Annotated in this window: 10 protein-coding genes; 3 read left to right on the top strand and 7 right to left on the bottom strand. The window is 74.0% G+C overall.

Translation table 11 applies throughout. The annotated features are described in order from the left end of the window. Positions 1 to 12: 12 nt before the first annotated feature. Positions 13 to 1,158: a VOC family protein gene (locus ACIG3E_RS28595; RefSeq protein ID WP_399622253.1), complete on the bottom strand. Its 1,146-nt coding sequence runs from the start codon at positions 1,156 to 1,158 to the stop codon at positions 13 to 15. A gap of 135 nt (positions 1,159 to 1,293) precedes the next feature. On the opposite strand from ACIG3E_RS28595, the gene ACIG3E_RS28590 reads away from it, so the two are divergent. Further along, entirely contained in the window at positions 1,294 to 1,929 is a 636-nt protein-coding gene (locus ACIG3E_RS28590; protein ID WP_399622251.1) for a TetR/AcrR family transcriptional regulator, read from the top strand. Positions 1,930 to 2,118: 189 nt separating this feature from the next. On the opposite strand, the gene ACIG3E_RS28585 is transcribed toward ACIG3E_RS28590, so the two are convergent. Continuing rightward, positions 2,119 to 2,718 (bottom strand): TetR/AcrR family transcriptional regulator, encoded by a 600-nt coding sequence (locus ACIG3E_RS28585; protein ID WP_399622249.1) that lies wholly within the window; start codon positions 2,716 to 2,718, stop codon positions 2,119 to 2,121. Between the two features lie 220 nt (positions 2,719 to 2,938). Between ACIG3E_RS28585 and ACIG3E_RS28580 the strand changes: the two genes are divergently transcribed. After that, on the top strand, positions 2,939 to 3,880 hold the full coding sequence (locus tag ACIG3E_RS28580; protein WP_399622247.1) for an alpha/beta hydrolase family protein: 942 nt from the start codon (positions 2,939 to 2,941) through the stop codon (positions 3,878 to 3,880). Between the two features lie 140 nt (positions 3,881 to 4,020). Beyond that, positions 4,021 to 4,683 carry a class I SAM-dependent methyltransferase gene (locus ACIG3E_RS28575; protein WP_399622245.1) on the top strand — a complete coding sequence of 221 codons (663 nt, stop codon included), beginning with the start codon at positions 4,021 to 4,023 and terminating at the stop codon, positions 4,681 to 4,683. 101 nt (positions 4,684 to 4,784) lie between these two features. Here ACIG3E_RS28575 and ACIG3E_RS28570 read toward each other — a convergent pair whose 3' ends face one another. The 5 genes from ACIG3E_RS28570 to ACIG3E_RS28550 form a co-directional block, all read right to left on the bottom strand. Next, positions 4,785 to 5,837, bottom strand: a complete 1,053-nt coding sequence (locus ACIG3E_RS28570; RefSeq protein WP_399622554.1) for an HAD-IIIC family phosphatase — start codon at positions 5,835 to 5,837, stop codon at positions 4,785 to 4,787. Between the two features lie 89 nt (positions 5,838 to 5,926). Beyond that, a complete protein-coding gene (locus tag ACIG3E_RS28565) occupies positions 5,927 to 7,048 on the bottom strand; it encodes an acyl-CoA dehydrogenase family protein (RefSeq protein ID WP_399622553.1) in 1,122 nt (373 codons plus the stop codon). Between the two features lie 73 nt (positions 7,049 to 7,121). Continuing rightward, positions 7,122 to 7,394: an acyl carrier protein gene (locus tag ACIG3E_RS28560; protein ID WP_399622243.1), complete on the bottom strand. Its 273-nt coding sequence runs from the start codon at positions 7,392 to 7,394 to the stop codon at positions 7,122 to 7,124. Then, entirely contained in the window at positions 7,394 to 8,305 is a 912-nt protein-coding gene (locus ACIG3E_RS28555; protein WP_399622241.1) for a 3-hydroxyacyl-CoA dehydrogenase family protein, read from the bottom strand. The genes ACIG3E_RS28560 and ACIG3E_RS28555 overlap by 1 nt, the downstream gene beginning before the upstream one ends. Before the next feature lie 28 nt (positions 8,306 to 8,333). After that, positions 8,334 to 14,483, bottom strand: a complete 6,150-nt coding sequence (locus ACIG3E_RS28550) for a type I polyketide synthase (protein WP_399622239.1) — start codon at positions 14,481 to 14,483, stop codon at positions 8,334 to 8,336. Positions 14,484 to 14,487 lie beyond the last annotated feature (4 nt).

Here is a 14,487-nt window from a genome sequence, read left to right as displayed (position 1 = left end):
GCGTGCGGAGGTTCAGGAGTTGGCGGCCTTGAGCAGGCCGAACAGTCGCGCCCGGTCCAGTTCGTTGTCACCGCGCAACGCCTCGATGACCTCGCGGACCCGCTGCGGGGAGGGACGGGAACCGAGGAAGTCACGGGTGGCGGGCGGGCCCCACTGGGCCAGACCACTGCTCGACATCGGCGCCCAGCCGGGCTCCACGTCGCAGGAGAACAGGTCGCCGTCGGCGAAGTGCTCCAGCATGAAGCGGTCGGGGTCACGCCAGTAGTCGAAGAGCTGGCTGCCCTGGAGGTGTCGGCCGATTCCCCAACTGCGCTGGTAGCCGCGCTCTTTGAGGTACTCGCCACCAGCGGCGATGGAGTCCAGGTCGGTGACCTGGTAGGCGGAGTGGACATACCCGGTGCCCGGCCCCAGATGCATGGCCAGTGTGTGGTGGTCGGCCGGTACGTCGCCCAGGTCGCAGCGGATGAACGCCATCGTCGGACCGCGGTCGCGCTGGCCGTCCAGGAACAGGAAGTCGGAGACGATCATCCCGAGGGTGTCCAGGTACCAGTCCAGGGCCCGGCCGAACACCCGCGTCTCCAGCACCACATGCCCCAGCCGCTGGATGCGCGACGGTTCGCGCGGCGGGCGCTGGATGGCGTTGGTACGCCGGTGATCCGTACCGAAGTTGAGGAGCAGCGGCCGCTGTTCCGGCAGCGCCGGGAGCCGCTGACCGCAGTGCACGACCCGCACCGGGAAGCCCGACGGATCGAGCAGATCCACCACCTTGCCGCCCCCGGGCACGTCGGCATCCCGTACCGATGCCCCGGTGGCGCGGGCCAGCCGGTCCAGGTCACCCCGCTCGGCAGCCCGGAACGCGGGGCCGATGAAACGGGACGTGTGCCCCTTGCGGATCACCATGCACGGCGGACCGGCGAAGGTACCGCGCAGCCATAGCTCCCGCTCGGTGCGCGCCGCGATTCCGAAGCCGAAGTCCCCGGCGAAGACCTCGGCGCGCTCCAGATCCGGCTTCTCGAACTCAAGCCAGGCCAGGTCGGCCACCTTGATCACGGGGTTCCGGGAGCGGCCGGGGTGTTCGCCGCGCCGGGCGCCCTGCTCACCGTGGAGGTCCTGGTGGGCCGTGATGACGTCGGCCCCGTCGACGCGAGGTTCAGACATGGCGCCCTCCAAGCGACATCGCCGTAGTGATGAAATCATCAGCTTTGACAGTTGCATCGTCAAGGTGTCCGCAGCGAGTAATGATGAAATCATCAGGACTGTGAGCGTCATCGTCCCGGTGGTTAGACTCGGCACATGCCCACGCAAGCCCCGCCCAGCAACCGGTTCGAGCGGCGCCGCGCGGAGACCCGCAGGGCTCTCGTGCGGGCGGCCCGGCAGATACTCGCCGACACCGGCGACACCGGCGCGAGCATCCAGGCCATCGCCGGGCGCGCGGACGTTGGCTTCGGCTCCTTCTACAACCACTTCGACTCCAAGGCGGAGCTGTTCGAGGCGGCGGTGGTGGACGCCCTGGAGGAGTTCGGACAGAACTTCGACGAGCGCCTGGCCGGGATCGACGACCCGGCGGAACTCGTCGCGGCAGGCTTTCGGCTCAGCGCCCGCATGGCCGACTCCCACCCGGAGCTGATGCAGGTCCTGCGCCGCCGGGGCCTGGGGCACGTTCACGCGGACAACGGACTGGCCCGCCGGGCGCTGCGCGACCTCCAGGTCGGCATGGCCTCCGGCCGCTTCACCACCCTCGACCCGACGGTCACCCTGTCCGCACTGGGCGGAACCCTGCTGTCCCTGGTGGAACTGCGATTCGCCCGCCCCGAGGTGGACGGCGACGAAGCCGCCCTCCACCTCGCCGAGATGGTCCTGCGCATGCTGGGCCTGTCGGCCGACGACGCCCACGAGGTCGCCCGGCGGCCCCTCCCCGGCCTCGACTGAACCCGGGGCCCCAGTCCCTCGACGCGACCGTCGAGGGACTGCTGGACGGGGCATTTCCCCAGGTGAAGCACCGTTAACCGGGGCAACGGACATGCCGGTGAACGCCATGGAACCGGTCCGGCTTCGCCATGACCTGACGGTCGGCGCGCCCCGGTCCCCATCGGGTCGCGAAGGGCGGAACCCGCGCGATCAGCGCGACTGGCGCAGGCCCGCGACGAGGAGCGCGACCAGCTGGCGGGGGTCGTAGCGGGGGTCGCTCTCGGCGCCGATGCAGAGGTTTCCGATGCCGCGCATCAGCTGGTAGGCGTCGGCGCCGGGCCGGATCTCGCCCGCGACGGCGGCAGCGTCGAGGAGTTGGGCGCACACCGGCAGGAGGCGGTCGAGGAAGTAGGCGTGCAGCGCCTCGAAGCCGGTGCTGTCGCTTCGCATCGCGGCGGCCAGGCCGTGCTTGGTGACCAGGAAGTCGACGAAGAGGTCGGCCCACTTCCCGAGGGCGGCATGCGGGGTGGGGCCCGCCGCCAGCAGGGCCGGGCCCGCCTCGGCGCAGGCGTCGACCTGATGGCGGTAGACGGCGATGATCAGGTCCGCCCTGGTCGGGAAGTGCCGGTAGATCGTGCCCATCCCGACCCCGGCCTCGGCCGCGATGTCACGCACCGGGGCCTCCACCCCGGAGGCAACGAACACGGCGGCCGCCGCGTCCAGCAGGGCCTGCTGATTGCGCCGGGCGTCCTTGCGCCTGGACCCCGCCGCGCCAGCCGCGCCCTCGCCACCCGCGCCGCTCTCGTCCATCGCGGTACCCCTCTCGAAACGAACCCTTGCGAAGCGGAACAGCGCTCCGTATCGTTGGCGGAGCAACGTTCCGCTTTGCTCATGATGCCAGAGCGGGGGCGCGGCCCCGAGGGCTGCCGTGCGCCCCCGTGCCCTCCGGGTCCTGCTCCCGCGCCCGCCCCGGCACCCCTGCGTGCCGGGCCCGCAGCGCCACGTACACCGAACGGAAGCGCTCACCGACATGCCCCACTCGCAGATCGCCCCCGCACAGAAGACCGCGCACGCACCCGCCACAGTGGTGTCCGCGAAGCCCGTCGTCCTGCCCGCCCCGGGCCGCGGCGAGGACCTCCAAGTCCGCGTGTCCGCCCCCGCGGCCGGCGGTGACCTGCCCGTCGTCGTCTTCTCGCACGGCTTCGGCTGGTCGATGAACGGCTACGCCCCGCTCGCGGACCACTGGGCCGCGCACGGGTTCGTGGTCGTCCAGCCCACCCATCTCGACTCCAGGACGCTCGGCATCCCCGCCGACGACCCCCGTACGCCACGGATCTGGCGCTTCCGCGTCGAGGACCTCACGCGCGCCCTGGACGGACTCGACACGCTCGAAGCCGCCGTGCCGGGCCTGAGCGGGCGCGTCGACCACGACCGCGTCGCCGTGGCGGGCCACTCCTGGGGGGCTCAGACGGCGAGCACGCTCCTGGGCGCGCGCGTCCTCGACGCCGACGGCGTACCCGGTGAGGACCTGTCCGACCCCCGCGTCTCGGCGGGGGTGTTGCTCGCGCTCACCGGGCTCGGCGACAGCCTGACTCCGTTCGCCGTGGAGCACCTCCCCTTCATGAGGCCGTCCTTCACCACCATGACCGCGCCCGCGCTCGTCGTCGCCGGGGACAGTGACGACTCCGCGCTGTCCACGCGCGGACCGGACTGGTTCACCGACGCCTACACGTACAGCCCTGGCGACAAGAGCCTGCTCACCCTGTTCGGCGCGGAGCACTCCCTCGGCGGCATCCCCGGCTACGCAGCCGCCGAGACGACCGACGAGAGCCCCGCACGGGTCGCCCTCCTCCAGCGACTCACCACCGCCTTCCTGCGCGGCGCCCTCCACTCCGAGAACGCCGCTTGGCGGGATGCGGTCACCGCATTGGAGCAAGACCCCGAACCGCTGGGGAAAGTGCAGAGCAAGTGAGGTCCGCTCCCAACCCGGCCGTGCGCAGGCCGAAATGCCCACAGGCACCTATGAATTGACCCACAAGAACCGGTACTCGGTGTTACGCTGAATCGGCAGAATCCCCATTTTGTGCGCCTCGCAGAGAAGGGCACCGCCCCATGGCTCACCAGGTCGATTCCACCGACACACTCCTCTCCTACGTCCGTGACGTATCTCTACGGGACGACGACATCCTCAGAGAGCTCCGGGAGGAGACGGCACTGCTGCCCGGTGGTGCGGCACTGCAAGTCATGGCGGAGGAAGGCCAGTTACTGGGCCTGCTCGTCGGGCTCGTCGACGCCCGGGCCGTGCTGGAGATCGGCACCTTCACCGGATACAGCACCCTGTGTGCCGCTCGGGTGCTCCCCGCCGACGGCACGATCGTGACCTGCGACATCAGCGACCGGTGGCCGGACGTCGGCGCCCCGTACTGGAAGCGGGCCGGTGTCGACGACCGGATCGACCTGCGGATCGGGGACGCGGTGGACACCCTGGACGGACTGCTCGCCGAGCGCGGGCCCGGCGCCTTCGACCTCGTCTTCATCGACGCCGACAAGGTCAACTACCCGACCTATTACGAGAAGTCCCTCGCCCTCACCCGCAGCGGCGGCCTCATCGTCATCGACAACACGCTGTTCTTCGGGCGGGTCGCCGATCCGGAATTCGACGACGCCGACACGGTGGCCATTCGTGAATTGAATACGACGCTCGCCGACGACGCGCGTGTGGATATGTCGCTGCTCGTGATGGCGGACGGCATCACCCTCGCCCGTAAACGCTGAGGATGTGACGGAAGGAATCGCCCGGTACGAGTGGCGCTCGTACCGGGTTTCCCCTTTCCAAGACACATTCCAGACCGGCTTTCCGGGCCGGATCCGTCGTTCTAGCTCAGATCCACCGCGCGCACCGCGATCGTCGTCGACGCCGGGCGCCCCTCGGGGCGCAGATGCAGGCGCTGGAGGTGCTCGTCCGCCGCCTGCGGGAGCGTGGCCACGCAGGAGCAGGGGTCGTCGTCCGTGAAGCCCGCGAAGCGGTAGGCGATCTCCATCATGCGGTTGCGTTCGGTGGGCCGGAAGTCGGCCACCAGATGGGTGCCCGCCCGGGCCGCCTCGTCCACCAGCCAGTTGAGGAGGGTGGCCCCGGCGCCGAAGGACACCACGCGGCAGGAGGTGGCGAGGAGCTTGAGGTGCCAGGCCTGCGGTCGGCGCTCCAGGAGCAGCACGCCGACCGCCCCGTGCGGGCCGAACCGGTCGGTGAGCGTGACCACCAGGACCTCGTGATCCGGGTCGGTGAGCAGCCGCCGCAGATCGGCGTCGGAGTAGTGCACGCCGGTGGCGTTCATCTGGCTGGTGCGCAGGGTGAGTTCCTCCACCCGCGACAGCTCGTCGCCGGTGGCGCGGCTGATGCGCATGTCCAGGTCGAGGGAGCGCAGGAAGTCCTCGTCGGGTCCGGTGGCCTCGGCGCGGGCGGCCTCGCGGCGGAAGCCCGCCTGGTACATCTCGCGCCGCCGCCGGGAGTCCACCGTCCGCAGGGCCGGGGTGAACTCCGGCAGGCCCGGCAGGTCCAGGGCCGCGTCGGCCGGGTAGCAGCGGACCTCGGGCAGGTGGTGGGTGACCTCGGCCCGCTCGGCGGGCTGGTCGTCGATGAAGGCAATGGTGGTGAGGGCGAAGTTGAGGGTGTCGGCTATCCGGCGCACGGACTGCGACTTGGGGCCCCAGCCGATCTGCGGCAGCACGAAGTACTCGGCGAGGCCGAGCTCCTCCAGGCGGGCCCACGCCGTCTCGTGGTCGTTCTTGCTCGCCACCGACTGCAGGACGCCCCGGGAGTCCAGCTCCACTATGACGTCCCGGACGGCGTCGGGCAGGGTCACCTCGCCGTCCTCCAGGAGCGTGCCCCGCCACAGGGTGTTGTCGAGGTCCCAGACCAGGCACTTCAGTACGGGAGCGGCGGGCGGGGCGGACGCGTCGCGCGTCCCCGTCGTCACCGCGGTCGTGTTCGCTCTGGTGGTCGTCACTCCGGTTCCCTTCACGCGCTGCCGAGGACGTGCCGCGCCAGCATGAGCTGACACATCTCGTTGCTTCCTTCGATGATTTCCATCAGCTTGGCGTCGCGGTGGGCGCGGGCCACGGGGTGGCCGTCCTGGGCCCCGGCCGAGGCCAGGACCTGGACGGCGGTGGCCGCGCCGCGGGCCGCGTTGCCCGCGCTGACGTGCTTGGCCAGGACGGTGGCGACGACCTGGTCGGGCGAGCCCTCGTCCCAGCACCGCGAGGCGTGCTCGCAGGCCCGCGTCGCCGTCCGCTCGGCGACGTACAGCTCGGCGAGATGGCGGGCCACGAGCTGGTGCTCGCCCAGCGGGGCGCCGAACTGCTCCCGGGTGGCCGCGTGTCGGGCCGCCGCCGTGAGGCAGCCGCGCAGGATGCCCACGCACCCCCACGCCACGGACATGCGCCCGTACGCGAGGGCGGTGGTCACCAGGAGCGGCAGGGGCAGCGCCGTGCCGCCGAGGACGTGCGTCGCGGGCACCCGCACCCCGTCGAGGGAGATGTCGGCGTGCCCGGCCGCGCGGCAGCCGAGCGGGTCGGCGACGCGGGTGACGCGGACGCCGGGGGTGTCCGCGGGCACGACGACCGCCACGGCGTCGTCCCCACCGGCCGCCCCCGAGCCCGGCTCCGAGTCCGCCTCCGCGTGCTCTGTGCCCTCCGCGTACTTGCCGAACACGACGAGGAGGTCGGCGTAGTGCGCGGCGGTGACCCAGACCTTGTGGCCGTCGAGCACGACCGTCTCGCCGTCCCGGCGGACCCGGGTGGTCATCGCGGAGAGGTCGCTGCCCGCGGCGCGTTCGCTGAAGCCCGCCGCGGCGAGCTCGCCGCCGGTGAGCCGGGGCAGGAACGCCGCCTGCTGCTCGGGGGTGCCGAAGCGCTCGATCGTCCAGGCGGCCATGCCCTGGGAGGTCATGACGCTCCGCACCGAACTGCACAGGCTGCCGACGTGCGCGGTGAACTCGCCCGCGGCCGCGCTGTCCAGACCCCAACCGCCGTACTCCGCCGGGACCTGGGCGCACAGCCGTCCCTCGGCGCCGAGGCCGCGCAGCAGGCCGACGGGCAGCAGACCCGCGCGGTCCCAGGCGTCGGCCTCGGCGGCTATCAGGCCGGTGACGGCGGCGCTCGCCTCGTCGAGGGCCGCCGGGGAGCCCGGGCCGGAAGGGGCGGTCAGCGGGCGGTCACTCACCGGCTTCCCCGTCCGCCGCCGCCCGGAGGCGGCCGACGAGCGCCGTCATCGACGCGACCGTACGGAAGTTGTCCAGGCGCAGATCGCCGCCGCGCACGGAGACGCCGAACGACTTCTCCAGGTGGACGACCAGCTCCATCGCGAACAGCGACGAGAGGCCGCCGGAGGCGAACAGGTCGACGTCGGCCCCCCAGGAGCGCTTGGTGCGCGCCTCCAGGAAGCGCATGATCTCCTTCTCGGTGGCCTCGCTGTCGAAGCTGTTCATCAGTTCTCCTCCTGATACGCGTAGAATCCACGGCCGCTCTTGCGGCCGAGTTCGCCCCGGCGGACCTTGTCGAGCAGCAGGTCGCAGGGGCGGCAGCCGTCGTCTCCGGTGCGCTGGTGCAGGACTTTCAGGGAGTCCACCAAGTTGTCGATGCCGATGAGGTCGGCGGTGCGCAGCGGCCCGGTGGGATGGCCGAGGCAGCCCTCCATGAGGGCGTCGACGTCCTCGGCGGTCGCGGTGCCCTCCTGCACCACCCGGGCCGCGTCGTTGATCATCGGGTGCAGGACGCGGCTGGTGACGAAGCCGGGTGCGTCGCGGACCACGACCTGCTCGCGCCCCAGCGCGGTGAGCAGCGCGCCCGCGGCGGCCATGGTCGTGCCGCCGGTCCGCGCGCCCCGGATGACCTCCACGGTCGGGATGAGGTACGGCGGGTTCATGAAGTGGGTGCCGATGACGTCCTGGGGGCGCTCGGCGTACCCGGCGAGTTCGTCGATGGGAATGGACGAGGTGTTGGAGATCAGCGGGGTGCCGGGGCGCACCCGCGCCGAGACCTCGGCGAGCGCCTTGGCCTTGAGTTCGGTGACCTCGGTGATGGCCTCGACGACGGCGGTGGCGTCGCCGACGCCGTCCGTGCCGGTGGCCCGGGCCAGGGCCCCGGTGGTGGCGCCCGCCGGGAGCCGTCCCATGAGCTGGGCCATGCGCAGCTCGCGGTCGATGTCGTCCTGGGCCCGGTCGAGCCGCTCGGCGTCGACGTCGACGAGCAGGACCGGGACGCCGTGCCCGAGGGCCAGGGCGGTGATGCCCACGCCCATGACCCCGGCGCCGAGGACGGCGATCCGGTGCGGGCCGTGGTCGGCGCGCGGGCTGGGGGCGGTGTGCGTCTCGGGGGCGGTGGGTGGCGCTTGCGTCATGCGCCTCTCCTAGGTCGCTGATGGGTGGTCAGGGCGTGGTGCGGGGTGGGAGGTCGACGACCTCGGTGAGCCAGTCGGAGACGGCGTCCGCGGTGGTGGTGACGTGCTTCTCCATCAGGGAGAAGTGGTCGCCGGGCACGTCCACGACGGCCCGCGCGGTGGGCCAGCTGGAGCGCCAGTCACCCGCGTCGGGGTCCGGTTCGCCGAGCGGCTCGGAGGCGCGGACGAGCAGGGTGGGCGCCCGCACGGCGGGGGGTGTCCAGGTGTCGAGGAGGCGGAAGTAGCGGCCCATGGCGGTGAGCCGGGTGCCGTCCATGGGGGTCGCGCGCTCCTCGCGGGCGAACATCCCGCCGACCAGGACGTCGTTGAACTGCGTCATCCCCGTGTTGTCCGACAGGTACGTGTCGAGGAGGACCACGGCGGCCGGGCCCGCGCCCAGCTCCTCCAAGCGGGCCGCGACGCCGTGCGCGAGCGTGCCGCCGGAGGAGGAGCCCAGCAGCACCAGGGGCCGCCCGCCGAGCTCCGCGCGCAGGGTCCTGGCCTGGAAGTCGAGCAGCGCGGCGAGGTCGGCCGGGACCGGTTCGCCGGGCAGGAAGCCGGGGGCCGCGAGGGCGCTGACGCCGTACCGGTCGCGGAACCGCGCGGCGAAGCGGGCGTACTGGTGGGCGCCGCCGAGCGCCACGACGGAGCCGAAGCAGACCAGTTCCGGGGCGCCGTCGTGCGGGCACAGGCGGAGCAGTTCGGGCTTGGCCGGGGCCGCGAGGAGTTCGGCGCCGGTGCGGAAGTCGGGGCGCAGCGCGGCGGCGTTCTTCAGCAGGGCGATGCCCTCGTCGACGCGGCCGAGTTCGCAGGCCTGGCGGAAGAGGGTGCCGACGGGGTCCGTGGCCGGGCCCGGCGCGGGTCCGTCGGCGGCGGCCGGTTCCGCCTCCTGGGCCAGTTCGGTACGGAGCCGCTCGGCGAGGCGGGCGGGGGTGCCGCTGTCGAGGACCGTGGTGGGGCGCAGCCGCAGGCCGGTGCGGGCGGCGAGCCGGTTGCGGAGCTCGACGGCGGTGAGCGAGTCGAAGCCGACGGAGAGGAACGCGTCCTCGGCGTCCAGGGCCTCGGGCGTCGCGTGGCCGAGCACGTCGGCGGCCTGGGCCAGGACGAGGTCGAGGAGGATCCGCCCGTGCTCGCCCGGCGCGGCGGCGAGGCGCTGCCGCAGCGGCGCACTGTCGGCCGCGGGGCGCGGCCCGGCGGGCGCCGCCTTGACGAGGGCGCGCAGCAGCGGCGGCACGGCCCGGTCACGATAGGCGGCGAGGTCGAGGTGGACGGGGACGAGGACGGGCTCGGCCAGGGCGAGCGCGCGGTCGAACAGGGCGGTGCCCTCCTCTGCGGAGAGGCCGCGCACGCCGCTGCGGCGCATGCGCCGCAGGTCGGTGTCGGACAGCTCGGCGGTCAGGCCGCCGCGCTGCTCCCAGAGGCCCCAGGCCAGCGAGGTGGCGGGCAGGCCGAGGCGGTGGCGCTCCGTCATGAGGGCGTCGAGGCAGGCGTTGGCGGCGGCGTAGGTGGACTGGCCGGGGCTGCCGAAGACGCCCGCGGCGGAGGAGTAGACGACGAAGGCCGTCAGGTCGGCGGCCCGGGTCAGGTCGTGCAGGTGCCGGGCGCCGTCCGCCTTGGGCCGCAGCACGGCGCTCAGCCGCTGCGGTGTCTGTGCGTCGAGCAGCCCGTCGTCGAGGACGCCCGCGGTGTGGACGACGGCCCGCAGCGGGTGCTCCGCGGGGATGCCGTCCAGGGCCTGGGTGAGGGCCGCGCGGTCGGCCACGTCGCAGGCCGTGACGGTGACGTGGGCGCCGGACTCCCGCAGTTCCTGGGACAGTTCGGCCGTGCCCGGCGCCTCGGCGCCCCGGCGGCCGAGCAGCAGCAGGTGGCGTACGCCGTGCCGGGTGACCAGGTGGCGGGCGATGATGCCCGCGAGGACGCCGCCCCCGCCGGTCAGCAAGGCGGTGCCGTCCGGGTCGAAGGCGGGGCTCCCGGCGTCCGGAGCCGCTGCCGCCCGCGCGAGTCGAGGCGCGTACAACACGCCGTTGCGGAGGGCGAGTTGAGGCTCTTCGGCGGCCAGAGCCGCGGGCAGGGCCGCGGTCGTGGCGGCCGGGTCGTCGGTGTCCAGGAGGACGAAGCGGCCGGGGTGTTCGAGCTGGGCCGCGCGCAGCAGCCCCCAGACGGCCGCGCCCGGCACGTCCACGGGCTCGGTGCCGGGTCCGGCCGCGCCCCGGGTCAGGACCACGACCGGAGCCGACGCGGCCACGGGGTCCGCAAGCCGGGCGCGCAGCCGCTCCAGGACGGCCGCCGCGGCGGTGTGCACGGCCTCGGGCCCCTCGGCCCCGGCGACCGGCGGGCAGGGCAGCAGGAACGCGTCGGCTTCGGAAGGGCGCGAGCCCGCGAAGTCGTCCGGCAGGAGCCGCGCGTCGCGCTCGGCGAGGAGCGCCCAGCGCGCCCCGGCCTCGGGCGCGGGCACGGCGGGCCGGTCGACCGGCGACCAGTCGACGCGGTACAGCGAGCGATCGGCGACGCGCAGCCCGTCGTACGACGCCGCGCGCAGCGTCAACGCGCCGATGTCGGCGACGGTCCGGCCGCCCTCGGTGGTGACGCGCACCGTCACGGCGTCGTCGCCGTCGGGCCGCAGGGCCACGCGCAGGGCCTGTCCGGTGCCCGGGCCGAGGGTGACCCGGCTCCACGAGAACGGCAGCGGTACGGCGTCGCCGGTGCCCCCCGTGGTGCGCAGGCCGGTCGTCTGCAGGGCGGCGTCGAGGAGCGCCGGGTGGGCCACGGCGAACGGGTCCGGCGTTCCGTCGGGCAGGGCCACCTCGGCGTACAGGTCGTCCCCGTGTCCCCAGGCTGCGCGCAGCCCGCGGAAGGCGGGCCCGTACGTCACTCCCCGGGAGGCCATGGCCTCGTACAGGTCGTCGACGTTCAGCGGTGCCGCGCCCTCCGGGGGCCAGGGCGCCCGGCCGGGGGCCGCGTGCTCCGCCGGGGCGGGGGCGAGGGTGCCGCCCGCGTGCTGGGACCAGGGCTCGCCCAGCGCCGCGTCCCCGGCCCGGGAGTGGAAGGCGAGCGCCCGGCGGCCCTCGGCGTCCACCGGGCCCACGGTGAGCCGGAGGTGAACGCCGCCAGCCGCCTCGTCGCCGTCGGGCAGGAGCAGCGGCGCGGCCAGGGTCAGCTCCTCGACCTGGGCGCAGCCGAGCAGCGCACCGGCGTGGGCGGCCATCTCCAGGAAGGCCACGCCGGGCAGCAGGACGGCACCGGCGACGGCGTGGTCGGCGAGCCAGGGGTGGGCGGCCACCGAGAGGCGGCCGGTGAAGAGGGTGCCGCCGTCCGGCAGGTCGACGGCCGCGCCGAGCAGGGGGTGCCCGGCGTCGCTCTGCCCGGTCGAGGCCGGGTCGCCGGAGGGGGCGGGCGCGTCCAGCCAGTAGCGCTGCCGCTGGAAGGCGTACGTCGGCAGGGCGACGCGGCGCGCGCCGGTGCCCTCGTAGGCGGGCCGCCAGTCGACGGGCAGCCCGGCCGCGTACGCCTCGCCCAGGGTGAGCAGCAGGCGCCGTGTGCCGCCGTCGTCGCGGCGCAGGGTTCCGATGACCTGGACGTCGTCGGCGCCCGCGTCGGCCGCCGTGTCCGCGATGCCGTAGGTGAGCACCGGGTGGGCGCTGGCCTCGACGAAGTAGCCGTAGCCCTGGTCGAGAAGGCCGCGCACGGCCTCCTCGAAGCGCACGGTCCGCCGCAGGTTGCGGTACCAGTACGCGGCGTTGAGCGCGGCTCCGCCGTCCAGCCAGGCAGCGTCGACGGTGGAGTAGAACGGCACGTCGGCGGGGCGCGGCGCGAGGTCCGCGAGGGCGGCCAGGAGGCGCTCCTCGATCTCCTCCACGTGCACGGAGTGCGAGGCGTAGTCGACGGGGATCACGCGGGCCCGCACGTCCTGGGCGACGAGGGCGGCAACGACACCCTCCACGGCCTCGGGATCACCCGAAACAACCGTGGTCGCGGGCCCGTTGACAGCCGCGACCGACAACCGGTCACCCCACGGCTCCAAGTGCGGGCCAAGGTCCGCGGCGGACAGCGGCACGGACGCCATACCACCGCGCCCGGCCAGCTCCCCGAGGGCCCGGCTGCGCAGCGCCACGACCTTCGCCGCGTCATCCAGGGACAACGCGCCCGCCACACAGGCGGCCGCGATCTCACCCTGGGAATGCCCCACCACCGCGTCCGGCTCGATCCCGTACGACCGCCACAGCTCCGCCAGCGACACCATCACCGCGAACAGGGCAGGCTGCACCACATCGACGCGCTCCAGCGACGGCGCACCATCAGCGCCGCGCAGCACGGCCTCCAACGACCAGTCCACGTACGGGGCGAGGGCCCGCTCGCACGCGGCCATGCGCGCCGCGAACACCGGCTCCGCGTCCAGCAGTCCGACCGCCATGCCCGGCCACTGCGAACCCTGCCCGGGAAAGACGAACGCGGTCTTGCGGCCGCCGCGCGGGGCGGTGCCGGTGGCGCCGTCGGCGAGCAGCTCGCCGCGGGCCAACGCGCCGAGCCCGTCCAGGAGTTCACCGCGGTCAGCGCCGACGACCACGGCCCGGTCCGGGAACCGGGAGCGGCCGGTGGCCAGGGAGAGGCCGATGTCGGCGGGGCGCAGGGACGGGTCGGCCAGGACGTGGGCGTGCAGGGCGGCGGCCTGGCCGCGCAGGGCCGCCGGGCCCTTGGCGGACAGCGGCCAGGCGACGGGGCCCTCGTACGCCTCGGCGGGCTCCTCCGCCTGCTCCTCGGGTGCCTGTTCCAGGACGAGGTGGGCGTTGGTGCCGCTGGCCCCGAAGGAGGAGACCCCGGCGCGGCGCGGGCGGTCCGTCGCGGGCCACGGCGTGGCGGCGGTGAGCAGCGAGACGGCGCCCTCGCTCCAGTCGACCTGTGGGGTGGGCCGGTCGACGTGCAGCGTGCGCGGCAGCAGGCCGTGGCGCAGGGCCAGGACGGTCTTGATGACGCCGCCGACTCCGGCGGCGGCCTGGGTGTGGCTGAGGTTGGACTTGAGCGAGCCGACCCACAGGGGCCGTCCCGCGGGCCGGTCCTGGCCGTAGGTGGCGAGCAGGGCCTGCGCCTCGATGGGGTCGCCGAGGACGGTGCCGGTGCCGTGCGCCTCGACGGCGTCGACCTCGGCGGGGGCGAGTCCGGCGCTGTCGAGGGCCTGCCGGATGACGCGTTCCTGGGCGGGGCCGTTGGGCGCGGTCAGGCCGTTGCTCGCGCCGTCCTGGTTGACGGCGGAGCCGCGGATGACGGCGAGGACGGGGTGGCCGCCCCGGCGGGCGTCGGAGAGGCGCTCCAGGAGGACCATGCCCGCGCCCTCGCCGAAGCCCGCGCCGTCGGCGGCGGCGGAGAAGGACTTGCTGCGCCCGTCGGGCGCCAGGCCGCGCTGCCTGCTGAAGCCGACGTAGAGGCCGGGCGTGGCCATCACGGTCACGCCGCCCGCGAGGGCCAGCGTGGCGTCGCCGGAGCGCAGGGCCTGGCAGGCCAGGTGGATGGCGACCAGGGAGGACGAGCAGGCGGTGTCGAGGGTGACCGCGGGGCCTTCGAGGCCCAGGGTGTAGGCGACGCGGCCGGAGGCGACGCTGGCGATGGAGCCGGTGCCGAGGAAGCCCTCCAGCTCGTCGGGGACGCGGTCGAGGCGCGAGCCGTACTCGCTGTAGATGACGCCCGCGTAGACGCCGGTGCGGCTGCCCTTGAGGGAGCGCGGGTCGATCCCGGCGCGCTCGACGGCCTCCCAGGAGGTCTCCAGGAGGAGGCGCTGCTGGGGGTCCATGGCGAGGGCCTCACGCGGCGAGATCCCGAAGAAGCCGGGGTCGAACGCGCAGGCGTCGTGGAGGAAGCCGCCTTCGCGGGTGTACGAGGTCCCGGGCTTGTCCGGGTCGTCGTCGTACACGCCGTCGAGGTCCCAGCCGCGGTCGGCGGGGAAGGCGGTGACGGCGTCGCGCTCCTTGACGAGCAGCTCCCACAGGTCCTCGGGCGAGCCGACGCCGCCGGGGTAGCGGCAGCTCATCGCCACGACGGCGATCGGTTCGCGGGAGGCGTCGGCGAGGTCGCGGTTCTCCTGGCGCAGCCGCTGGTTGTCGAGGAGGGAGGCCCGCAGGGCCGCCACCACCTGGTCGTCGGTGGGCATGTTC

This window comes from Streptomyces sp. NPDC053474, assembly GCF_044544845.1.
In the GTDB taxonomy this organism is placed as follows: Bacteria; Actinomycetota; Actinomycetes; order Streptomycetales; family Streptomycetaceae; genus Streptomyces.
This window is presented reverse-complemented; position numbering and strand designations above follow the sequence as displayed.

Coding starts and splice junctions, on each gene's coding strand:
- ACIG3E_RS28595 (WP_399622253.1), bottom strand. CDS start 1,158: ATGTCTGAACCTCGCGTCGACGGGGCCGACGTCATCACGGCCCACCAG.
- ACIG3E_RS28590 (WP_399622251.1), top strand. CDS start 1,294: ATGCCCACGCAAGCCCCGCCCAGCAACCGGTTCGAGCGGCGCCGCGCG.
- ACIG3E_RS28585 (WP_399622249.1), bottom strand. CDS start 2,718: ATGGACGAGAGCGGCGCGGGTGGCGAGGGCGCGGCTGGCGCGGCGGGG.
- ACIG3E_RS28580 (WP_399622247.1), top strand. CDS start 2,939: ATGCCCCACTCGCAGATCGCCCCCGCACAGAAGACCGCGCACGCACCC.
- ACIG3E_RS28575 (WP_399622245.1), top strand. CDS start 4,021: ATGGCTCACCAGGTCGATTCCACCGACACACTCCTCTCCTACGTCCGT.
- ACIG3E_RS28560 (WP_399622243.1), bottom strand. CDS start 7,394: ATGAACAGCTTCGACAGCGAGGCCACCGAGAAGGAGATCATGCGCTTC.
- ACIG3E_RS28555 (WP_399622241.1), bottom strand. CDS start 8,305: ATGACGCAAGCGCCACCCACCGCCCCCGAGACGCACACCGCCCCCAGC.
- ACIG3E_RS28550 (WP_399622239.1), bottom strand. CDS start 14,483: ATGCCCACCGACGACCAGGTGGTGGCGGCCCTGCGGGCCTCCCTCCTC.